Annotated in this window: 16 protein-coding genes; 3 read left to right on the top strand and 13 right to left on the bottom strand. The window is 72.7% G+C overall.

Annotation, left to right across the window (positions count from 1 at the left end; translation table 11 throughout):
* Positions 1 to 90 precede the first annotated feature (90 nt).
* Positions 91 to 3,336 carry a fused isobutyryl-CoA mutase/GTPase IcmF gene (gene icmF / locus ACFQGU_RS03475; RefSeq protein ID WP_386763974.1) on the top strand — a complete coding sequence of 1,082 codons (3,246 nt, stop codon included), beginning with the start codon at positions 91 to 93 and terminating at the stop codon, positions 3,334 to 3,336.
* Between the two features lie 19 nt (positions 3,337 to 3,355).
* Here the strand turns inward: icmF and ACFQGU_RS03470 are convergent, their stop codons facing one another.
* The 3 genes from ACFQGU_RS03470 to ACFQGU_RS03460 all read right to left on the bottom strand — a co-directional run bounded on the left by ACFQGU_RS03470 (position 3,356) and on the right by ACFQGU_RS03460 (position 6,016).
* Positions 3,356 to 4,540 carry a DNA polymerase III subunit delta' gene (locus ACFQGU_RS03470; RefSeq protein ID WP_386763973.1) on the bottom strand — a complete coding sequence of 395 codons (1,185 nt, stop codon included), beginning with the start codon at positions 4,538 to 4,540 and terminating at the stop codon, positions 3,356 to 3,358.
* Positions 4,537 to 5,262: a dTMP kinase gene (gene tmk / locus ACFQGU_RS03465; RefSeq protein ID WP_386763972.1), complete on the bottom strand. Its 726-nt coding sequence runs from the start codon at positions 5,260 to 5,262 to the stop codon at positions 4,537 to 4,539. The genes ACFQGU_RS03470 and tmk overlap by 4 nt, the downstream gene beginning before the upstream one ends.
* A 166-nt stretch (positions 5,263 to 5,428) precedes the next feature.
* Positions 5,429 to 6,016, bottom strand: coding sequence for a DUF5701 family protein (locus ACFQGU_RS03460; protein ID WP_386763971.1), 588 nt, complete (start codon positions 6,014 to 6,016; stop codon positions 5,429 to 5,431).
* A gap of 232 nt (positions 6,017 to 6,248) precedes the next feature.
* On the opposite strand from ACFQGU_RS03460, the gene ACFQGU_RS03455 reads away from it, so the two are divergent.
* Complete coding sequence (locus ACFQGU_RS03455; RefSeq protein ID WP_386763970.1) at positions 6,249 to 6,968, top strand: spermidine synthase; 720 nt, start codon at positions 6,249 to 6,251, stop codon at positions 6,966 to 6,968.
* A 12-nt stretch (positions 6,969 to 6,980) separates the two neighbouring features.
* On the opposite strand, the gene ACFQGU_RS03450 is transcribed toward ACFQGU_RS03455, so the two are convergent.
* The 4 genes from ACFQGU_RS03450 to ACFQGU_RS03435 all read right to left on the bottom strand — a co-directional run bounded on the left by ACFQGU_RS03450 (position 6,981) and on the right by ACFQGU_RS03435 (position 14,074).
* Complete coding sequence (locus ACFQGU_RS03450; RefSeq protein WP_386763969.1) at positions 6,981 to 7,796, bottom strand: transglutaminase-like domain-containing protein; 816 nt, start codon at positions 7,794 to 7,796, stop codon at positions 6,981 to 6,983.
* 259 nt (positions 7,797 to 8,055) lie between these two features.
* On the bottom strand, positions 8,056 to 10,791 hold the full coding sequence (gene topA, locus ACFQGU_RS03445) for a type I DNA topoisomerase (RefSeq protein WP_386763968.1): 2,736 nt from the start codon (positions 10,789 to 10,791) through the stop codon (positions 8,056 to 8,058).
* A 173-nt stretch (positions 10,792 to 10,964) separates the two neighbouring features.
* The gene (locus tag ACFQGU_RS03440; RefSeq protein WP_386763967.1) at positions 10,965 to 11,369 is read right to left on the bottom strand and encodes a globin domain-containing protein; all 405 of its coding nucleotides are present in this window, start codon (positions 11,367 to 11,369) and stop codon (positions 10,965 to 10,967) included.
* Positions 11,366 to 14,074 (bottom strand): LuxR C-terminal-related transcriptional regulator, encoded by a 2,709-nt coding sequence (locus tag ACFQGU_RS03435; RefSeq protein ID WP_386763966.1) that lies wholly within the window; start codon positions 14,072 to 14,074, stop codon positions 11,366 to 11,368. Before ACFQGU_RS03435 ends, ACFQGU_RS03440 begins: the two co-directional genes overlap by 4 nt.
* A 168-nt stretch (positions 14,075 to 14,242) precedes the next feature.
* Here ACFQGU_RS03435 and ACFQGU_RS03430 point away from each other — a divergent pair, with 168 nt between their 5' ends.
* Positions 14,243 to 14,407, top strand: a complete 165-nt coding sequence (locus ACFQGU_RS03430; RefSeq protein WP_386763965.1) for a hypothetical protein — start codon at positions 14,243 to 14,245, stop codon at positions 14,405 to 14,407.
* A gap of 100 nt (positions 14,408 to 14,507) precedes the next feature.
* Here the strand turns inward: ACFQGU_RS03430 and ACFQGU_RS03425 are convergent, their stop codons facing one another.
* The 6 genes from ACFQGU_RS03425 to ACFQGU_RS03400 form a co-directional block, all read right to left on the bottom strand.
* Positions 14,508 to 15,308 (bottom strand): acetoacetate decarboxylase family protein, encoded by an 801-nt coding sequence (locus ACFQGU_RS03425; protein WP_386763964.1) that lies wholly within the window; start codon positions 15,306 to 15,308, stop codon positions 14,508 to 14,510.
* Positions 15,309 to 15,506: 198 nt separating this feature from the next.
* The gene (locus ACFQGU_RS03420; protein ID WP_386763963.1) at positions 15,507 to 16,562 is read right to left on the bottom strand and encodes a Rieske 2Fe-2S domain-containing protein; all 1,056 of its coding nucleotides are present in this window, start codon (positions 16,560 to 16,562) and stop codon (positions 15,507 to 15,509) included.
* A gap of 11 nt (positions 16,563 to 16,573) precedes the next feature.
* Positions 16,574 to 17,548: a PDR/VanB family oxidoreductase gene (locus ACFQGU_RS03415; RefSeq protein WP_386763962.1), complete on the bottom strand. Its 975-nt coding sequence runs from the start codon at positions 17,546 to 17,548 to the stop codon at positions 16,574 to 16,576.
* Between the two features lie 2 nt (positions 17,549 to 17,550).
* A complete protein-coding gene (locus ACFQGU_RS03410) occupies positions 17,551 to 18,813 on the bottom strand; it encodes a cytochrome P450 (protein WP_386763961.1) in 1,263 nt (420 codons plus the stop codon).
* 112 nt (positions 18,814 to 18,925) lie between these two features.
* Entirely contained in the window at positions 18,926 to 20,146 is a 1,221-nt protein-coding gene (locus ACFQGU_RS03405; RefSeq protein ID WP_386763960.1) for an NAD(P)/FAD-dependent oxidoreductase, read from the bottom strand.
* Between the two features lie 80 nt (positions 20,147 to 20,226).
* Positions 20,227 to 21,012, bottom strand: a complete 786-nt coding sequence (locus tag ACFQGU_RS03400; RefSeq protein WP_386763959.1) for a maleylpyruvate isomerase N-terminal domain-containing protein — start codon at positions 21,010 to 21,012, stop codon at positions 20,227 to 20,229.
* Between the last annotated feature and the right edge of the window lie 430 nt (positions 21,013 to 21,442).

The raw sequence follows: 21,442 nt of genomic DNA, 5'->3' as shown, positions 1-21,442 counted from the left end.
CGATCGTAGCCGCTGGCCCATTGCCTTCAAATAGTCGGACGTCCTACTATTTTCCCACCCGGCGATCCCGGGCCGACCCGAGGAGGAGCCGTGGACCCGGCCGCCCTGCACGCACCCGTGAACCCCGTCCGCTTCGTCACGGCCGCGAGCCTGTTCGACGGGCACGACGCCGCCATCAACATCATGCGGCGGCTGCTGCAGGCCCAGGGCGCCGAGGTCGTGCACCTCGGCCACGACCGCAGCGTCGAGGACGTCGTCACCGCCGCGGTGCAGGAGGACGTCCAGGGGATCGCGGTCTCGTCGTACCAGGGCGGGCACGTCGAGTACTTCACCTACCTCGTCGAGCGGCTGCGCGAGCGCGGCGCCGGCCACGTGCGCGTGTTCGGCGGTGGTGGCGGCGTGATCGTGCCCGAGGAGATCGACGCGCTCGCCGCCGTCGGCGTGCGCATCTTCTCCCCCGCCGACGGCCAGCGCCTCGGACTGCCCGGAATGATCAACGAGCTCATCCGCACCTGCGACGTCGATCTCGCAGGCGGCGAGGTCGACGTCACCGCGCTCCGCACGGGCGACGTCACTGCGCTCGCGCGCGCGCTCACCGTGCTCGAGTCCGGACGCCGGCCCGAGCTCGCGGCCGAGCTGCGCACCGCCACCGCGGTTCACCCCGCGCCCGTGCTCGGCATCACCGGCACAGGCGGCTCGGGCAAGTCGTCGCTCACCGACGAGCTCGTACGCCGGCTGCGCCGCGACAGCCAGGACAAGCTCCGTATCGCCGTCCTCGCCGTCGACCCCACGCGCCGCCGCGGCGGCGGCGCCCTGCTCGGCGACCGCATCCGCATGAACTCGATCGATCCCGACGTCGTCTTCTTCCGCTCGTTCGCCACGCGCGACGCCAACACCGTCGTCCCGCCGTCGCTCGACGACGCCGTCGCCGCCTGCCGCGCCGCCGGCTACGACCTCGTGATCGTCGAGACGCCCGGAATCGGCCAGGGCGACGTCGCCATCTCGTCGCACGCCGACGTGAGCCTCTACGTCATGACGCCGGAGTACGGCGCCGCCTCGCAGCTCGAGAAGATCGACATGCTCGACTTCGCCGACGTCGTCGCGGTCAACAAGTTCGAGCGCCGCGGCGCCGAGGACGCGCGTCGCGACGTCGCGCGCCAGATGGTGCGCAACCGCGAGGCGTTCGGCACGCCGTGGGAGGACATGCCCGTCTTCGGCACGAGCGCAGCGCGTTTCGACGACGACGGCGTGACCGCGCTCTACCAGGAGCTCAAGAGCCTGCTCACCGCGAAGGGCCTGCGCGAGTTCGACGGCACGCTCGCGCCGGTGACCACGCGCTTCTCCACCCACATCGCCCGTGTGCTCCCCCGCGGCCGCGAGCACTACCTGGCCGAGATCGCCAGCACCGTCCGCGGCTACCACGCGGAGACCCAGCGGCTCGCAGCCCTCGCCCGCCAGGCGCAGCAGCTCTCGGCCACGCTCGACCTGCTCGCCGCCGAGGGCGAGTCCTCCGCAGCCGCTGCCGTCAGTCGTCTGCTCGGCGCTGCCCACGAGTCGATGCCCGCCTCGGTCCGAGAGCTGCTCGACGGCTGGCCGGCCGTGAGGGCGTCGTACACCGGCGACCACCAGGTGTACGTCGTGCGCGGCAAGGAGATCACGACGCCGCTCACGCGCGAGACGCTCTCGGGCAGCCACGTGCCGCGCGTGGCACTCCCCCCGGACGACGACCACGGCTCGCTGCTCCGGTTCCTTCGCGCGGAGAACCTGCCCGGCTCCTACCCCTTCACCGCCGGCGTCTTCCCGTTCAAGCGCGAGGGCGAGGCGCCCGCGCGGATGTTCGCCGGCGAGGGCGACCCCGCACGCACCAACCGGCGCTTCCACCTGCTCTCGCAGGGTCAGCCGGCCACGCGCCTGTCGACGGCGTTCGACTCCGTCACGCTCTACGGCCGCGACCCCGCGCCGCAGCCCGACGTCTACGGCAAGGTGGGCACGTCCGGCGTCTCGATCGCGACGCTCGACGACATGAAGGACCTGTACGCAGGGTTCGACCTCTGCTCGCCGACCACGTCGGTCTCGATGACCATCAACGGCCCGGCGCCCACGATCCTGGCGATGTACTTCAACGCCGCGATCGACCAGCAGGTCGAGCGCTTCCGCACCGACGAGGGCCGTGAGCCCGACGCCGGCGAGCTCGACGCGATCCGCGCCCGCACGGTGTCGACCGTCCGCGGCACGGTGCAGGCCGACATCCTCAAGGAGGACCAGGGCCAGAACACCTGCATCTTCTCGACCGAGTTCTCGCTGCGCGCGATGGCCGACATCCAGCAGTGGTTCATCGAGCACGACGTCCGCAACTTCTACTCGGTCTCGATCAGCGGCTACCACATCGCCGAGGCCGGGGCGAACCCCATCAGCCAGCTCGCGTTCACGCTGTCGAACGGGTTCACCTACGTCGAGTCGTACCTCGCGCGCGGCATGGACGTGAATGACTTCGCGCCCAACCTGTCGTTCTTCTTCAGCAACGGCATGGACGCCGAGTACACCGTGATCGGCCGCGTCGCGCGCCGCATCTGGGCCGTGGCGATGAAGGAGAAGTACGGCGCGGACGAGCGCGCGCAGAAGCTGAAGTACCACGTGCAGACCAGCGGCCGCTCGCTGCACGCGCAGGAGATGGACTTCAACGACATCCGCACCACGCTGCAGGCGCTCTGCGCCCTCTACGACAACGCGAACTCGTTGCACACCAACGCGTACGACGAGGCGGTCACCACGCCGAGCGAGTCGTCGGTGCGCCGCGCGCTCGCCATCCAGATGATCATCGACAAGGAGTGGGGCCTGTCGATGAACGAGAACCCGCTCCAGGGCTCGTACGTCGTCGAGCAGCTCACCGACCTCGTCGAGGAGGCCGTGCTCGCCGAGTTCGAGCGCATCTCCGACCGCGGCGGTGTGCTCGGCGCGATGGAGACCGGCTACCAGCGCGGCAGGATCCAGGACGAGTCGATGCTCTACGAGCACCGCAAGCACGACGGCTCGCTGCCGATCATCGGCGTCAACACGTTCCTCGCGCCCGCGTCGTCCTCCGACTGCGAGACCGCGCACGGACTCGAGCTCGCCCGTGCGACCGAGCACGAGAAGCAGTCGCAGCTCGACCGGCTGCGCGCGTTCCAGGAGCGGCACCAGGCGGAGGCACCCGAGGCGCTCGCCGCGCTGCAGGACGCCGCGGTCTCGGGCGGCAACCTGTTCGAGGCCCTGCTGTCGGCCGTGCGCGTGTGCTCGCTCGGGCAGATCACGCAGGCGCTGTTCGACGTCGGCGGGCAGTTCCGCCGCACCGTCTGACGAGGTACCAGGCTCGGTCTCAGACGAGCGAGGGGTCGCGCAGGCTCACGGTGAGCGACTCGAAGGCGAGCAGCGGCGCGACGTTGGCCTCGAGCAGGTTGCGGGTGCGCTCGAGCGCGTCGACGCGGTGCAGCGTGTCCTCGGGCGACGACTCGGCCGCGAGGCGCTCGATCTGCGGGCGCATCTCGTCGTTCACGAGCGGCGACGCCGCCCCGAGCTGCACGACGAGCACGTCGCGGTAGAACGCGATGAGGTCGACGATCGCGCGGTCGAGCTGGTCGCGCACGACCCGGCGCCGGCGCCGCTTCTGCCTGTCCTCCAACGCCTTCAGCGCGCCCTTCGCGCGGCGCTCGACGGTGCCGATGCCGCGTCCTTCCGAGCCCTCGCCGTACGCCGCCCGCAGCGCCGACATCTCGTCGGAGTCGAGCGGGTCGCAGATCGAGGCGGCGTCCTCGGTGACGGTGGCCACGAGGTCGGCGGCGAGCGCGAGGCACGAGCCGAGGTCGCGCAGCTGGCTCGGGATGCGCAGGACGTCCTGCCGGCGCAGGCGCGCGCTCTCGTCGGTGGCGAGCGCGCGGGCGCGGCCGATGTGGCCCTGCGCGGCGCGGGCGGCGAACGACGCCATCGCGGGATCGACCCCGAGCACCCGCTGCAGCGCATCGGCCACCTCGGCGGTGGTGGGGGTGGCGAGCATGAGGTGGCGGCAGCGCGAGCGGATCGTGGGGAGCACGTCCTCGGTGCTCGGCGCGCAGAGGATCCACACAGTGCCCGGCGTGGGCTCCTCGATCGACTTGAGCAGAGTGTTGGCGCTCTCGGGGTTGAGGCGGTCGGCGTCCTCGAGCACGAACACGTGCCAGGGCGCGCGCGACGGCGAGATGCTCGACCGGCGTACGAGCTCGCGCGTCTCGTCGACGGCGTAGGTGACCGACTCGGGCACGACGTGCTCGACGTCGACATGCGCGGAGTGCCGCACCGACGTGCACTCCTGGCAGGTGCCGCAGCCGCCCTGCGGGCAGACGAGCGCCGCGGCGAAGGCGAGCGCGGCTGTGCTGCGGCCCGACCCGGGAGGGCCGGTGATGAGCCAGGCGTGCGTCATCGCGGTGGAGTGCTGCCCGGCGCGGGCTGCAGGGGCGTCGGCGGCCGCGGCGCGCAGCAGCGCGACGGCGTTGTCCTGCCCGACGAGCCCGCTGAAGACGTCGCTCATGACACCCCCTGCTCAGACTGGTCAATCCGCTGCTTCCCAGCCCCGGAAGCGACGGATTGATCAGTGTCAGCGAGGAGGGTCTGCACTCGGGCGAGCACGGTGGCGGCGATCTCCTCGCGGCTTCCCGACGCAGGGATCACGAGGTAGCGCCCGGGCTCACGGGCGGCCAGGTCGCGGAACGCCTGGACGACGACGGCGTGGAACGACGTCGGCTCGTCCTCGAGCCGGTTGGGGTCGGTGACGCGGTCGAGGCCCGTGCCGGCCTCGACGTCGAGCAGCACGGTGAGGTGGGGCAGGAGATCGCGCGTGGCCCAGAGGTTGAGCTGCTCCACGACCTCGAGGCCGAGGCCGCGGGCGATCCCCTGGTAGGCGATCGAGGAGTCGAGGTAGCGGTCGGTGATGACGACGGCGCCGCGCTCGAGGGCGGGGCGCACCAGGCGCGCGACGTGCTCGCCGCGCGAGGCCGCGAACAGCAGCGCCTCGGCCCGGGCGTCGAGGCCGGCGTACTGGGGCGTGAGCACGACGTCGCGGATCGCCTCGGCGGCGGGGGTGCCGCCCGGCTCGCGGGTGAGCACCACCTCGCGGCCCGCGCCTTCCAGCGCTGCGGCGAGCGCGCGCGCCTGGGTCGACTTGCCCGCGCCGTCGCCACCCTCGAACGCCACGAACAGCCCCGGCAGCGCGCCAGCGGTGGGCGCGGCGCTCGTGGGGGGCTCGGTGCTCACCCCGGCACCCTACGACCCCGCAGCGACACAACGCCGCGCACCTCGGGCGGCTGGGCCGGCGTACGACGGCCTCCCACGCCGCCCTCGCTGCACTTCTGCACCCCTAGGGTCGATCACGGCAGTTGAACTGCACTCCTCGACCCCCACTCGCGATCTTGGTGCCGTGTCAGACGGTGATGCGGGCGGCGGCAGACGCGGAGCCGAGCCAGGTGTGGGGGTTGCGGTCCCAGCACCAGCCGAGCCGGGGGGCGCCGTACGACATCCAGAGCGCGGGCACCCGCTGGTCGGCCCGGCGGCTCGCGAGCAGGCTGTACGCCGTGCGCGCGTGCAGCGCATCGGGCACCTGCAGCAGCATGCTCACTCCCTCGTCGATCGTCAGCGGGGTACGGCCCTCCGCACGCAGCGCGATCAGCGCGGCCTCCGGCGTCGCGTTGCGGAACCGCGCACCGAGATCGACGTCGAGCAGGAGGTACGGCGAGGCAGGCGGCTCGGTGCCCTCGATCGGCGCGAAGTCGTGCGGCCGCAGCGGGGTCATGTCGACCCGCCCGGGCTTGCCCTTCGCGATCACGTGAGCCATCGCGGCGTCGAGGTCGAGGCCGCCGGCGACCAGGACGAACGGCAGGTGGGTGGGGTCGGTCGCCGCTGCGTTGTCGGCGTACGGACGGAGGGCCTCGAGGTCGGCGCCCACGCCGACGCTGCGCAGGAGGGCTGCCTGCTCGTCGAAGGTGGGCGCTGTGGTGGTGGCTGCCGGCACGGGCTGCGGTCCTTTCGTCGGCGGACCCTGGTCAACGCACGGGCGTGCGCGCATTGTTCCCCGCGAGAGCCCCCGAGCAACCGCCGCAGTCCTCGGTGTGGCGCCCCAGGACCGAGGACTCGGGCGGCTACTCGTGGATAGGGCGTGGGTGCGGTTGACTCGTGGCAGCGCCGGGACGTCCTGGCGGATCGCTGCAGCGGGCAGGGCACGACCAGCAGGCGGGTGCAGAGCGGTGGCGGCTCGGTTCGAGGTGCTCGACCTGGTGCCCACGCCGATGGGCGACATCAGCCTGTGGCGGCGCATCAACCCGTCCGGCGGCGACGACATCTACGAGGTGAAGCTCGGCGACGAGTACCTCATGTCGAGCGTGTTCACCGTCGCCGAGGTCGAGGTGGCTCGCCTCGCCCTCGCGGCGGCGCCCGACCGGCCGCTCGACGTGGTGGTGGGCGGCCTCGGCCTCGGCTACACCGCGCAGACAGTGCTCGACGACCCGCGCGTGGCGTCACTGGTCGTGGTCGACGCGCTCGCGCCGGTGATCGACTGGCACCAGCGCGGGCTCGTGCCGGTGAGCGTGTCCGCGGCGTCCGACCCGCGCTGCACCCTGCTGCACGGCGACTTCTTCGCGCTCACGGCATCCGGCGGCTACTCCGCCGGGGACCCCGTACGCCGGTACGACGCGATCGTCGTCGACATCGACCACTCGCCGCGGCACCTGCTGCACCCGAGCCACGCGCCGTTCTACACGGCGGACGGCGTGCGGGTGCTGGCGTCGCGGCTGCGGCCCGGCGGCGTCTTCACGCTGTGGTCGAACGACCCGCCCGACGACGACTACCTCGCGGTGCTGCGCACGGCGTTCGTCGACGTGCGCTGCGACGTCGTCGAGTTCCCCAACCCGCTGCAGGAGCGTGCGGCGACCAACTCGGTGTACGTCGCCTTCGTGCCGTCTGCCTAGCAGCCGATTCCTCTACTGCTGCGGGATATCGCGGGCGGTCACGTGCATCGAGGCGAGGATGGGGCCGCCGAAGGTCGTGGCCATCGCGACGTCCGCCGCGTCACGCCCGACGCCGATGAGCACGCGGCCCTTGCGCCGCACGTTGTTGCGCGGGTCGAACGTCCACCAGCGGTCGCCGAGCCACACCTGCATCCACGCGGCGAAGTCCATCTCGACCTGCTCGACCGCGACGTCGATGTCCGGCAGGTAGCCGAAGACGTACCGCGCGGGGATGTTGAGGGCGCGGCAGAACGAGATCGCGAGGTGCGTGTAGTCGCGGCAGACGCCGAGGCGCGTGCTGTTGACGTCGGCCGCGGTCGACCATGCGGTGGAGCTGCCGTACTGGAAGGTGAGGTGCTGGTTGACGTGGTCGCAGATCGCCTGCACGCGGCCGTAGCCGGGGGCGACGTCGCCGAAGAGCGTCCACGCCTCGTTGGCGAGCACGTCGGGGAGGCAGTAGCGGCTGGGGAGCGTATAGACGAGGACGTCGTCCGGCAGGTCGTCCGGTGCGACCTCGGGCGCGTAGAGGTCGAAGTCCTCGGTCGTGTCGGGCACCTCGACCTCCGCGGCGTACCGGAAGCTCGAGCGGCCGGCGGGGAGCACCACGCGCGTGCACCGGTTGCCGTAGACGTCGACGTACGACCGGAGGTCCATGGTGGGCTGCGCCGTCCACGACTCGACCACGTGCGTCACGACCGGCGAGGGCGACGGCTGTACCTGGAAGATCGTGGGTGTGGCGACGGCGGAGTCGTAGATGAAGTCGCAGCCGACCTCGATCCGTCTCGTCATCGGGTGAGCCTCGCACGATCCGGACGTCCGTGGGTCGCTGCCGGACGCCGGATCCGCCTCGACCGGTGCTGGCGTGCGGCGCTGAGCACGCGCGGACGGCCTCCGGGTGAGCGGAGTCACGGGTGCTGCAGGCGTACCCAGATCACGAGGACGGGTCAGAACGTGCAGTCGAACTGCCTAGATCGACCCTAGGGGTCGAGAACTGCGGTTCAACTGCCGTGATCGACCCTCAGGGTCGACAAGGGCAGGTGGCGGGGGGTCAGTCGACGGTGAGGGTGGTGGTGGTGCCGCCGCCGGTGGGGGGCTGAGGGTCGGCGGTGGCTGCGATCTTCTTCGCAGCAGCCGTCTTCTTGGCGGTGGTCTTCTTCGCAGCCGCCTTCTTCGCCGGGGCCTTCTTGGCGGTCTTCTTGGCCGCAGCCTTCTTCTTCGGCGCCGGCTCCTTGGCGCGTCGCTCGGCGAGGAGGTCGGCGGCGCGCTCGATGCCGATCGTGGCCGGGTCGTCCGCGCGTCGCAGCGAGGCGTTGGTCTCGCCGTCGGTCACGTACGGGCCGAAGCGGCCCTCCTTGAGCGTGACCTCGCGGTTGGTCGCCGGGTCGATGCCGACCACGATGCCGGGCTTTGCCGCGGCCTGGCCGCGACGCTGCTTGGGCTGGGCGAGCAGCGCGAGCGCACCGTCGAGGTCGATCGTGAAGATCGACGCCTCGTCGGGCAGCGAGCGCGAGTCCTTGTCCTTGGTGATGTACGGGCCGTAGCGGCCGTTCTGCGCCGTGATCAGCACACCGTCCGCCGGGTCGGCGCCGACCTCGCGCGGGAGCGACAGCAGGCGCAGCGCGTCCTCGAGCGTGATCGTGTCGAGCGACATGTCGGAGAACAGCGAGCCCGTGCGCGGCCTGGCCGACTTGGGCGCGCCCTCGGCGAGCACCTCGGTCACGTACGGGCCGTAGCGGCCGTTCTTGGCGAGGATCGTGAGGCCGGTCTCCGGGTCGACGCCGAGCTCGCGGTCGTGCGAGGGCATCGCCATGAGCTCGGCGGCCTTCTCGGCGGTGAGCTCGTCGGGGGCCAGCTCGGCCGGCACGTTGGCGCGCTCGCCGTCGCGCTCGATGTAGGGGCCGTAGCGCCCGACGCGCAGCACGATGTCCGAGCCCTCGATCGGGAACGACGCCAGCTCGCGCGCGTCGATCTCGCCGAGGTCGTTCACCAGCGGGTGGAGGCCGGCGAAGTCGGCGTCGCCGCGGTAGAAGCGGTCGAGCACGGCCACGCGGTCGGTCTCGCCCGACGCAACCGTGTCGAGCACCTCCTCGAGCCGCGCGGTGAAGTCGTAGTCGACGAGCCGGGTGAAGTGCTCCTCCATGAGGCGCACGACCGAGAACGCGAGGAACGACGGCACCATGGCCGACCCGCGCTTCACGACGTAGCCGCGGTCGACGATCGTGCCGAGGATCGAGGCGTACGTCGACGGGCGGCCGATGCCGCGCTCCTCGAGCGCCTTGACCAGCGACGCCTCGGTGTAGCGGGGCGGCGGGTTGGTCGAGTGGCCCTCGGCCTCGAGCCGAACGGCGGTGATCGTGTCGCCGACCGAGACGTTCGGCAGCCGGCGCTCGGCGTCGTCGTCGTCCTTCTCGCGGTCGTCGTCGACCGACTCCTCGTACGCCGCGAGGAAACCGCGGAACGTGATGATCGTGCCGGACGCCGAGAACTCGGCGTCGCGACCGTCGGCGGCACGGGCGCCGAGGCGGATCGTGGCGGTCTGGCCGCGCGCGTCGGCCATCTGCGAGGCGACGGTGCGCTTCCAGATGAGGTCGTAGAGCGCGAAGTCGTCGCCGCGCAGCTCGCCGGCGACGTCGGCCGGCGTGCGGAACGAGTCGCCCGCGGGGCGCACGGCCTCGTGCGCCTCCTGCGCGTTCTTCACCTTGCGGTCGTAGCGGCGCGGCACCTCCGACACGTGGTCGGCGCCGTACAGCTCGGACGCCTGCCGGCGCGCGGCCTGCACGGCCGACTCCGACAGCGTGGTGGAGTCGGTACGCATGTAGGTGATGTAGCCGCGCTCGTAGAGCCCCTGCGCCACGCGCATTGTGCGCTGGGCGCCCCAGCGCAGCTTGCGCGAGGCCTCCTGCTGCAGCGTGGAGGTCATGAACGGTGCCGCGGGCGAGCGCTTGTAGGGCTTGTCCTCGACCGAGCGCACGGCGAACGACGAATCCTGGAGCGCAGCCGCGAGCGAGGTGGCGGCCTCCTCCGACAGGTGCGCGGCATCGGCCCGGGTCAGCGTGCCGCGGTCGTCGAAGTCCTTGCCCGACGCCACCCGCTTGCCGTCGACCGCGACGAGCTTGGCGGTGAACGCCTGCGGGTCGAAGAGCCCCTCGATGTCCCAGTACGACGCCGAGCGGAACGCGATGCGCTCGCGCTCGCGGTCGACCACGAGGCGCGTGGCGACGGACTGCACCCGGCCCGCGGACAGGCCGGTCATGACCTTCTTCCACAGGACCGGCGAGACCTCGTAGCCATAGAGGCGGTCGAGGATCCGGCGGGTCTCCTGGGCGTCGACCATGTTCTGGTCGAGGTCGCGGGTCTCCTCCGCGGCGCGCTGGATCGCGTCCTTGGTGATCTCGTGGAAGACCATCCGCTTCACGGGCACCTTCGGCGAGAGCACCTCGAGCAGGTGCCACGCGATGGCCTCGCCCTCGCGGTCCTCGTCCGTCGCGAGGAGGAGCTCGTCGGCGTCCGCGAGCTTCTTCTTCAGCTCGGCGACCTTGGTCTTCTTGTCGGCGTCCACGACGTACAGCGCCTGGTAGCCGTGGTCGACGTCGACGCCGAGCCGCGACCACGACTCGCCCTTGTACTTGGCCGGGATGTCGCTGGCCCGCTTGGGGAGGTCGCGGATGTGCCCCACCGAGGCCTCGACCTCGTAGCCGTCACCCAGGTAGCCCTGGATGGTCTTGGCCTTGGCCGGCGACTCGACGATCACGAGACGGCGGACAGCCTTCGACTTGGGGGGCACGACACTCCTTATCTAGCGGTGCACCGCGCTCGCGGTACGCAGGGAGTCTGACGGCACCACGGGGCGGTCTGTCAAACGGGCTGATCATGGCCCGGCAGCCGACCGGCCGCGCGACCAGGGTCGTCGTCGCAGGTCAGGGGCCTGCAGGCGGGGTCGTCCGGCGGTGACCGGCCTCACCCGCGGGCGGCGAGCTGCATCGACTCCGCGAGCAGGTCGTACGCCGTGGCCCACGCGGCCCGCGTCGCGTCGTCGAAGCCGGGATCGGCCCCGGCGAGCGCCTCGAGCAGGGCTGCGCCGACGGCGGAGTACTGGCCGGCGGTGACGCGGTGCGCGGCGTGCAGGCGCCCGAGCTGGCCCGTGCGGTCGGCGAACGCCACGAAGTCGGGCATGGCCTCGACGATCGCCGCGATCGAGGCGGCGAACTTCGTCTCCTGGCCGCTGTTGTCGGCCGGGAACATCTCGCGCACCTCGGGGTGGGCGGCGAACAACCGGCCGTAGAAGTCGGCCGACACCTCCCCCAGCGCCGGGGCGACGCGCGCGGCGCTCGCCGTCACGAGATCGATCTCCTCGGGCGTCATCGGTCCCTCCCGGATCTCGCGGCCGGTACGGCGGTCGCCGCATCGACCAGGCCGAGCGCCGGTGCGAGCTGGGCACGCCCCGCGATGCCGAGCTTGGCGTAGACGTTGGCGAGGTGGTTGTCGATCGTGCGGACGGAGAGCACGAGGTCGGTCGCCACCTCCTTGCTGCTGCGGCCGCGTGCGACGAGCGAGGAGATCTCGCGCTCGCGCGGCGTGAGGAGCGCGGCGCCGGCGGTCGAGCCGAGGCCCTCCACCTGGATGCCCGGCGAGAGGTCGGCCCAGGCGCGCGCCTGGGCCTCGGCGGCGGCCGCCGCGCGCGGGTCGCCATCGGCCCGCAGCACCTGGGCGGCACGCGCGGCCATCGTGGCGGCGGAGTGCACGAAGCCGCAGCCGGCGAAGCCCTCGGCCGCGGCCAGGAGGTCGGACGGCGCACCCGTGAGCAGCGCCTGGGCCCGGAGCCTGCGCGCCCGCCCGACGGGCGTGGGCACGCGGTCGATCACGACGAGCAGGGCCTCGGCGGCATCGCGGTCGCCGAACATCACCGCCTCGTCGAGCAGCACCGCGGCCTCGCGCAGCTCGTCGCGGGCAGCCAGCTCGAGCCCGGCGTCGTGCAGCAGCGCCGCCGCCTGCCGGGTGTCGCCGTCGGCCGAGGCGAGCCACGCGCGTGCCATCACGGTCGCGGGGGCGAACGCCGGCGCCGCCGCCGGGAGCGCCTCCGCACGGTCGAACCAGGCGTGCGCACCCGCGGCGTCGCCCGTGAGAGCGCGGCACTCGGTGAGCCCGAGGGCGGCGAGGTGCTCCACCTGCGCGAAGCCGCCTCGCCCGGCTGTGGCCGCGAGCTCGCGGAACGCGGCCTCGGCGTCCTCGGCGTACCCCATGACGAGGTCGACGGTGGCCACGGCCCAGGCGAGCCACGCCGCCTGGAAGGGCACGCCCTGGGCGATCGCGACGTCACGGCCCTTGGCCGCGAGCGCGCGCGCCTCCTCCGGCCGGCCGAGCTCGAGGTGGGCGAGGGCAGCCACCATGAGGTCGCCCGCGGGGTGCAGGAGCCCGGCGGGCGCGTCCTCGCGGATCCCCGCCTCCCAGGCGGCGAGCGCGGACTCGGCCGCGGCCTCGGCCTCGCCCGTGCGGTAGTGGGCCCAGGCGTGGGCGCGGGCGTGCACCGCGCGCATCACCGGGTCGGACGGCGGCTCCGCGGGCAGGGCGTCGAGCGCCTCACGGCTGCGCCCGCCCTGGGTGAGCAGCAGGGCCCGCATCGACTCGAGCACCGCCGTCCGCTCGGCCGCCTCGTCGTCCGTGAGGCCCGCGCCTGCGACGGCCGACGACGCGGCACCGAGCCGGTCGAGCGCCGCCTCGGACCTGCCGAGCCCGAAGAACAGCACGATCCCGTGCATGAGCGCGATCCGGACGGCGTCGCCCGAGGCCTGGTCGTCGCCCAGCGCCGCTGCGGCGGAGGCGAGCGTCTCGTCGGCCTCGTCGAACCGGCCCTGCTCGTACAGCGCCTCGCCGAGCAGCGTGCTCGCGACGGCGTCGGGCTCGAGCAGCAGCGCGGCGCGCGCGAGCCGCTCGACCTGCAGGTAGTCGTGCGACGTGCGGGCGAGCTCGGCACCTGCCACGAGTAGCCGCGGGTCTGCCGTTCCCGTGGCGTCGAGGCGCCACGCGGCCACGCGGAGCACGTCGTCGCGGCGACGGGATCCGTGCGCCTCGGTGCGCGCGACCTGGTCGAGCAGCAGCCGGCGTGCCTTAAGCCGCGGGAGCGATCCGCGCAGCACCTGCACGTGCACGGGGTGCGCGAGCGTGACGAGCTGACGGCGCCGGTCGGCGCTCACACGGATGACGCCGCCGGCCTCGAGCGACTCGAGGACGTCGAGCCGGGCGTGCGCGGCGAGCTCGTCCACGCCGAGGGGGGCGCAGAGGGCGAGCAGCTCGACCAGGTCGCGCTCGTCGGCGTCGAGGTGCCCGATGCGTTCGGCGACGAGCCCCGCGAGGCCTCCGCTCACGTCGAGGGCGCCGTCGAGCACCCACACGCCGTCCACCGGCGCGAGCCTGTCGGCGAGGACCGCGCTCGTGACCAGCTCGCGCAGGTAGAGCGGGTTGCCCTGCGCGACGTCCCAGAGCGCGTGCTCGGCGCCCGCCGAGACGGGCCCGCGCAGCACGTGGTGCAGGAGCGAGGAGGCCGACGGGCGCGGCAGGTCGCCGAGATCGATGCGCAGGACTCCGCCGCGGCGCTGCTCGGTCATCAGCACGCCCGGGGTCGCGGTGCCGGTGCGCTGCGTGGCCACGACGGCCACGAGCCCGTCGCGCCAGAGCCGGGCCAGGAGGTCGGCCGACACGACGTCGAGCTGGTCGATGTCGTCCACGTGCACCACCACGCGGGCGCCGTCCCCGAGCTCGCGGACATGGTCGACGACGCTGTCGAGGACGGCGCCCGGGTCGAGCGCGGGCGACGTACCGGAAGGCAGCAGGGGCGACAGCGCCGACAGGGGGACGACGGCCGCCGCCTCGGAGGCGGCGACGTGGGCGACGGGGTAGCCGTCGAGCTCGGCGCCGCGCAGGGCCTCCTCGGCGAGGCGGGACTTGCCGGTGCCGGCGTCGCCGACGAGGTGGACGACCCGGACGGAGTCGTCGGCGAGGGCGGAGACGATGCGCTCGAGGTCGGCGGTACGTCCGACGAGGGGCCACGTGAGAACCGTGGTCGTGCCCATCCGCGCCCTCCCCGTGCTCCGCCCGGACGCCAGGGTAGGGGGTCGCGGACTCCGCGCGGGGTCACTCGCATGGGTGGCGCCGGATCTGGGTAGTGACTACTCAGGCCCCCTGCCGCCCGTCCGGGAAGGCTCGGGGCACGAAGAACGGACGTGCCCCAGGAGGACCCCATGAGCAGCCACACGATCCCGCCGATCGCCGACCAGGCCACCCAGGACGACGTCGAGCGCCGTCAGCGCGTGCTCCGCGCCCTGCGCGAGCGCCGTCGCCGGGCCGCCGTGGGCACGATCGCCCAGCGCTGCAGCGCGCAGACGCTCACCCGCGCGTGGGAGTAGCCCGCCGGACGCCGTCCGCGCCAGCGCCGCGCGAGGTGCTCGGCACCCACCGGACAGGTCCGCTGTCCGGTGGGCCTCGCGCACCTCGTCGTGCAGGGGGTCAGCGGTGGGCGAGGGTGCTGCCGCCGTCCCAGCTCGTGCCGACCTGGCAGTAGTAGCCGCCGATGATCTCGCGCACCGGCAGCGTGGAGGCGACGTCGTCCCACGGGGAGTCGAAGAGCTCGAGGGTCGCGTCGGCCTTCCAGGCCTGGCCGCGCTCGAACGACGCGCCGCTCATCGTGAGCACCTCGTCGAGCGCCCAGCCGGTGGCGCCGCGCTCGATCGGGCGCACCTGGCGGTGGTGCAGCATCGGGAGGGCGTTGACGAAGCCGTTGGTGTCGCTGGGCTCGGTCAGGGTGATCACGGCCTGGGCCAGGCGGTGGTCGTACGCCGCGACGGAGGCGCCGAACCGGCCGCCCGCCTCGATCCTCGGGGCGCCGGCGCCGTACGGCATGGGCCGGGTCTGGTGGATCGAGCCGAGCTTCTTGGGGTAGCCCTGGTGGATGCCGCGGGCCATCGCGAAGTCGGTGGTGACCCAGATGAGCGCGCAGCGCGAGTAGGTGACGCCCTCGAACTGGCAGCGGACGACCGCGAAGGCCTCCTTGTACTGCGACCGGGCCGGGTCCAGCAGCTCCTCGCCGCCGGTCGAGCACGACTGCCAGTCGGCCCAGATGAACGCGACCGCGCCCGGGTCCTCGGGCGCGAGCTCGACGTCCGCGGGCAGCAGCGCGCGGACCTTCTCGACGTCGGTGCGGTACTCCACGGTCAGCAGGTCGCCGCTGTAGAACCACGGCGGGTTCGGGATCAGCGCGCTGCGGCCGCTCACGGTGTACGGCGGGGCGAACCCCTGGAGCTCGGACACGGGATCTCCTTGTCGGTGCTGCGGTCGGTCGGTGCTGCGGCTGGTGCTGCGGTGGCCGCCGTACGGCGGAGCACGGATCGTTTGATGATGGCCGGGATTGTTCGGCTCTATTGGATGAAGGTCGCCTTCATCCAGAACGCTGGATGATGGCCGGGATTGTTCGGTTCTATTGGATGACGGTCGCCTTCATCGCGAACGTCAGAGGCGGGCTCGGCGGGTGGTGATGACGGCGGGGGACTCGGTGGCGAGCATGGCGAGGACGATCTCGCGGACCTTGAGCGCGGCGACGTCGGCCGCCACGTTGACCTCGGGGCCGGGGCCGTCGACGTCGAGCACCTCCTGGGCGGTCTCCATCGCGACCAGGACGCGGTCGTAGTAGTCGCCGAACATCTCGAGCATGAGGTCGTCCGCGCCGTCGTCGCCCACGGCGAAGTCGCGGTCCACCTGCCAGTGCAGCTGCGACAGCCCCTCGTCGAGCGGGGTCACCAGGTGCGTGAAGCGGAGGCGTGCCGTGGTGCCATCGGCGCCCGTCACGTCCCAGCGGTCGACCCACGCCGCCGGCGAGAGGAAGTAGCCCTCCTGCAGCGTCTCGAAGGCGGCGTCGCCCGCACCGAGCAGATCGGCCTGCCAGGCCGGCAGCGGCGCGGGCGCGAACTCGCGGCGCAGGGTCACCGTGGTCTCGGTGACGACGACGTCGAGCGGCGGCGCGACGGCGATCACGCTGGGCGCGATCTCCGGCGCGACGAACGGCACCTGGGTCACGTCCGCGAAGTTCTCGTGGAGCAGGAGGTAGCCGGCCGCGACGACGGACGAGCCGCCGACGCCGGCCCACGCCTCGTCGTCGAGCCACGGCAGCTCCGGCACGCGGGCCAGGCGCGCCCGGCCGGGCTCGCCGAGCCAGACCCACACGAGGCCGTCGCGCTCCTGGACGGGGTACGACGCCACCTTCGCGCCGAACGGCACGCGCGGCTGCGTGGGCACGGAGACGCACTGGCCGTCGGCGTCGTAGACGAAGCCGCAGAGCCCGCAGCGCAGGCCGCCGTCCACCACGACGCCGGCGGACAGCGGGTAGGCGCGGTGGGCGCAGCGGTCCTCGAGCGCGACGGCGCTGCCGTCGGCCGCGCGGAAGAGCACGACGGGAAGGCCCAGGGCCCGAAGGCCGAGCGGCTCCTGGTCGACGTCGCCGGAGCGCGCGAGCGCGTACCAGCAGTCGGACGGGAAGGCGGCGGAGAAGGCGCGACGCGGAGAGCTCATGGTCATCTCCTCTACAGGTCCAGCACGAGTCGGTCGGACGTGCAGCGCGAGACGCAGACCATCATCGCGTCGTTCGCGGCGCGCTCGGACGCGCTGAGCACCGAGTCGCGGTGATCGACCTCGCCCTCGAGCACGATCTGCTCGCAGGTGCCGCAGATGCCCTCGTGGCAGGAGCCGAGCACGCTGATGCCGGCGTCGAGGATCACGTCGAAGATCGACTTGTCCGGCGGCACCGTGAGGGTGACCCCGGAGGCCGCGAGCTCGAGCTCGAACGAGCGCTCACCCTCGGCCGGGGCCTCGATCTCCTTGGCGGCGAAGCGCTCGAGGTGCAGCGCCCCCGCCGGCCAGTCGGCCCCGCACTTCGCCTCGACGGCGGAGAGCAGGCCCTCGGGGCCGCAGACGTACACGAGCGTGTCGTCGCGCGGGTCGCCGAGCACGGTGGCGAGGTCGAGCATGCCGACCTCGTCCTGCGGCACCAGCGTGACCTTGCCGCCGTACTGCGCGAGCTCGTCGACGAAGCCCATCGACGACCGGGCGCGACCGCCGTAGTAGAGGTGCCAGTCCGCGCCGGAAGCCTCCGCCTCGGCCACCATCGGCAGAATCGGGGTGATGCCGATGCCGCCGCCGATGAAGATGTAGCGCGGCGAGGCCACGAGCGGGAAGTGGTTGCGCGGCCCTCGGACGCGCACCACCGAGCCGACGGAGAGCTTCTCGTGCACGTAGGCGGAACCGCCCCGGCTCTCGGGCGCCCGCAGGATGCCCAGCCGGATCGTGCGGCTGTCGCCAGGGCTGCTGCAGAGGGAGTACTGGCGGACCAGGCCGCCCTCCATGATCAGGTCGACGTGGGCGCCCGGCGTCCAGGCCGGCAGGGGGTCGCCGTCGGGGTCGACCAGCGTGAGGGCCACGACGTCCTCGGCGACCACGTCGGCCGCCTCGACGAGCATGTCGCCCTCGTACTCGCGGACGGTCGTCTTCGTGCCCGTCATGCTCAGGCCTTCTTCGACTCGATACGGACGGGGAAGCCCTTGATGCCGTTCACGAAGTTGCTGCGCACGCGACGGATGTCGCCGGTCTGGGTGATCGAGACGAGCCGCGGGAGCAGGGTCTCGAAGATGATCCGCATCTCGAAGCGCGCGAGGTTCGAGCCCATGCAGGTGTGCGGGCCCTTGCCGAACGTCATGTGGTCGTTGGGGAATCGGCTGAGGTCGAGGCGGTACGGGTCGTCGAACTTGGTCTCGTCCCGGTTGCCCGAGGCGAACCACATGACGACCTTGTCGCCCTCCTTGATGGTCTTCCCGTGCAGCTCGACGTCCTTGGTCGCCGTACGGCGGAAGTGGTAGACCGGCGAGGCCCAGCGCAGCAGCTCCTCGATGGCCTGCGGGTACTTGTCCGGGTTGTCGAGCAGCCACTGCATCTGGTCGGGGTTGTCGATCAGCGCCTTCATCGAGTGGCTGATCGCCTGACGCGTGGTCTCGTTGCCGGCGACCACGAGCAGCAGGAAGTAGTTGTCGAAGTGCTCGGGCGAGAGCGGGATGCCGTCCTCGGGGATGCGGTTGACGAGCTTGCTGACGAGGTCCTCGCCGTCGCCGCCCTTGCGCTCGGCGGCGAGCTTGCGGCCGTACTCGAAGATCTCCTGCGAGACCGGCGAGCTGAACGGCAGGTGGCGGTACTTCTCCGCCTCCTCGCTGTTGACCAGCACGCGCGCGAACTCGGGGTCGGAGAAGCCGACGATCTCGTTGCCCCACGAGATGAGCTGCGGCGTCATCTCCTCGGGGGTGTCGAGCAGGCGGGCGAGGACGGCGATCGGGTAGTCGGCGGCGATGGCGTCGACGAAGTCCATCTCCTCCTGCTGCAGCGCCGTCTCGACGGTGAGCGCGGCGAGGCCGCGAAGGAAGTCCTCGTAGCGGCGGAGCTGCGCGGGGTTGAAGTCGCGCATGAGGAGCTTGCGCAGCGACAGGTGCCGCGGGCCGTCGGTCTCGAGGATCGAGCGACGGAGCTCCTGGAACTCCTCCGGCGGCTCCTCGAGGTTGGTGAACTTCATCGAGGTGAAGGTCTCGGGGTCCTTGTCGATCATCTCGATGTCGTCGTACCGCGTGACCGACCAGAAGCCGGAGCCGCCGTCGTGCTCGGGGTTCCAGTGCACGGGGGCCTCGCGCCGCAGCGTGTCGAACATCCCCCACGCCTGGTTGCTCTCGAACGCGTCGAGATCGGCGAGGTCGACCTGGTCCAGGGGCACGGGGGTCGGCTGCATGAGGGCTCCTCGGGTCGGGTCCGGCGACGGTGCTGGGAGATCGTTTGGATCCGAACGGGACACTAGGGGGGTGTCGCCGAGCCGTCAAGGGTCCCCGCAGGATCCGGCAGCGTCAGGGGCGGGTGCGGCCGAGCCGGGGGCGGTAGGCCGTGAGCTCGCGGAGCATCCCGAGGCCGACGACGCCCACGAGGTCGTGGCCGCGGTGGTAGCCCACGATGCAGTCGGCGGCAAGGTCGCCCTCGAGCAGGCGGATGCCGTCCGGGTCGGCGAGGCCGGGCATCCCGAAGGACTGCATCCGGATGTCGTACTGGTCCGACCAGAACGACGGCAGCAGGTCGAACGGTGCCGCGACGACCGCGTCGTAGCCCTCCCCGGCGAGGTACGCCGACAGCACGGCACCGGCCCGCTTGCCCGTGTCGGTCGGCACGCTCCAGTGCTCCACACGCTGCGCGCCGTCCGCGAACCGGTGGTGCGGGAACCGCGCGATGTCGCCCACGACGGCCACGCCGTCGAGCGGCACCCCGTCCTGCAGCGGGCGCAGCGCGGTGTCGGCGAGCACGCCGTCGGAGAGGTCGAAGCCCTTCCCCTCGAGCAGCCCGACGTTGCAGAGGGATCCGAGCGCCTCGACCAGCACGTCCGCCTCGAGCGCGGTGCCGTCCGACAGCACGACGCCGGTCACGCGGTCGCCGCCGACGATCTCCGCCACCCCCACGCCCAGGTGGAACACCACTCCGTGCGCCTCGTGCCGGCGCTGCAGCTCGGCGGCGAGCATCGGGCCGAGCGGGCGGACCATCGGCAGGGGGTCGAGCGCCACCGCGCGGACGTGGCAGCCGAGGCCGATCGCTGTCGCCGCCACCTCGCACCCGATGAACCCCGCTCCGAGCACCACCACGCGGGCGCCCGGGCGCAGCGCCTCGCGCAGCGCCACGGCGTCGTCCAGGGTGCGCACCACGTGCCGGCCCGCGGCCGCGGTCGCCGGCGGCCCCGGCACGGGCAGACGACGTGCGCTCACGCCGGTGGCGAGCACGAGCGCGTCCCAGGCGAGGGTGTCGGAGCCGAGCGCGACCGTCCGCCCGTCGAGGTCGAGCGAGGTCACGGTCTCCCCGAGCCGCCAGACCACGTCGTCCACGCTGGCCCGGCGGCGGAACTCCAGCCGGTCGTGCGCGATCTCGTCGGCCAGCGCCTCCTTCGACAGGGGCGGCCGGTTGTACGGCGCGTAGGGCTCGTCGCCGACCACCACGAGCTCGTCGGCGTACCCCTGCGCCCGCAGGGCCTCGGCCGCGCGCAGCCCGCCGAGACCTGCCCCGACCACGACAACCCGTTGCTCGCCCACGCCGCGAACCTAGCCGGGGCTTCCTGATCTGGATGCCTGGGAGGCCCCCAGAGGTGACGCACAGGCATCCAGCTCGAGCGCTAGAGCCCCTGGAAGACCCGGCGGAGGTCGGCCAGCCCGCGCACGCCGGACTCGGTGATGCCGGCAGGTGTGTGGTCGACGTCGAGCCGACCCGCGATGAGGCGCAGCAGGGCCTCGCCGGGCAGGGACACCTCTCCGTCGTACGACGCCGTCTCGTCGGCCGCGCCGAACTCCGCCGTCGCGCCGGCCCGCACCGCCCAGGCGCCGAGGCCGTCGGTGGTCACGAGCCGCACCGAGAACGCAGGGTCGGCCGGCTTGCCCGCCCGCTCCGCCATCTGACCGAGGCCCGGCAGCAGCAGGGCCGCGGCGTCCTGGGCGACGGCGGCCGCGGGGTCGAGGAAGACCGCGACGTCCCACGTGTGCAGCGCATGCTCGCTCAGCCGCATGCGGACGAGTCCGGCGATGTCGACGGAGAAGGGGCCGAACGAGATCTGCACCGAGGCCGCCTGCTCGGGGGTGATCGCCTCGAACAGCTCGACGAGCGCGGTGTTCGACGCGAGCGCGTCGTCGCGCATCGCCACGGGGCTCTTGGCGTTCCAGACCGCCCAGACCGCCTGGAACTGCTCGCTGCCGGGCGAGTCGGCACCCGCCAGCGAGGCCTGGGCCATGAGCCCGAAGATCTCGGCGCCGCTGCCGATGTGCGAGAGCACCTGGGCCACGGTCCACTCGGTGTCGTACGACTGCGCGACGAGCTGGTCCTCGGTGAGACCGGCGGCGATCCCGGACAGGCGCTCGTGCGAGGCGCGGGCGGCGCGGATCCAGTCGACGTGCGTGGGCTCGGTCATCGGGGGCCTTCCGGTCGGCTCGGTGGTTGAACCGTCAACTCAATCCTCGGCCGTCGTGTTCCCGGGTACCGGCACCTTCGTCCCGTACCGCGCTGCCCCGTCGGCGTCGCAGGCTGCCGCAGCGGAGAGCCACAGGGCTCGGGGACCGCGCGACGAGCCGGGCGACGGAGCCTGCGTGGAAGGAGGAACCGTGCAGCGATCCACCGTCAGTGGCGCCGCCGCCGTCGCCGTCCCGCTGGTGGGGCTCGTCGCCGCCGGACCGGCCTCGGCAAGGGCAAGCACTCGTTCACCATCGATGCGGTCGACCTCACGAACGGCTCGGGCCGCTCGGGGCTCATCCCCGCGCGGACCTGAGGCGTCGGCCGCCCGCCCTCCGGTCGGAGGGACGTCGGAGGGCGGGCGGCGCAGCGTTTCGTCGTCCGGGTCGAGG

This window comes from Longivirga aurantiaca (genome assembly GCF_042660085.1).
In the GTDB taxonomy this organism is placed as follows: Bacteria; Actinomycetota; Actinomycetes; order S36-B12; family CAIYMF01; genus Longivirga; species Longivirga aurantiaca.
The sequence above is the reverse complement of the archived record's forward strand: the minus strand, read 5'-3'. Positions and strand labels throughout refer to the sequence as shown.

Coding starts and splice junctions, on each gene's coding strand:
- ACFQGU_RS03400 (WP_386763959.1), bottom strand. CDS start 21,012: ATGACCGAGCCCACGCACGTCGACTGGATCCGCGCCGCCCGCGCCTCG.
- ACFQGU_RS03415 (WP_386763962.1), bottom strand. CDS start 17,548: ATGACGGGCACGAAGACGACCGTCCGCGAGTACGAGGGCGACATGCTC.
- ACFQGU_RS03440 (WP_386763967.1), bottom strand. CDS start 11,369: ATGACGCCCGAGGAGATCGATCTCGTGACGGCGAGCGCCGCGCGCGTC.
- ACFQGU_RS03430 (WP_386763965.1), top strand. CDS start 14,243: ATGAGCAGCCACACGATCCCGCCGATCGCCGACCAGGCCACCCAGGAC.
- ACFQGU_RS03450 (WP_386763969.1), bottom strand. CDS start 7,796: ATGACGAGACGGATCGAGGTCGGCTGCGACTTCATCTACGACTCCGCC.
- ACFQGU_RS03435 (WP_386763966.1), bottom strand. CDS start 14,074: ATGGGCACGACCACGGTTCTCACGTGGCCCCTCGTCGGACGTACCGCC.
- ACFQGU_RS03410 (WP_386763961.1), bottom strand. CDS start 18,813: ATGCAGCCGACCCCCGTGCCCCTGGACCAGGTCGACCTCGCCGATCTC.
- ACFQGU_RS03470 (WP_386763973.1), bottom strand. CDS start 4,540: ATGAGCGACGTCTTCAGCGGGCTCGTCGGGCAGGACAACGCCGTCGCG.
- ACFQGU_RS03420 (WP_386763963.1), bottom strand. CDS start 16,562: ATGAGCTCTCCGCGTCGCGCCTTCTCCGCCGCCTTCCCGTCCGACTGC.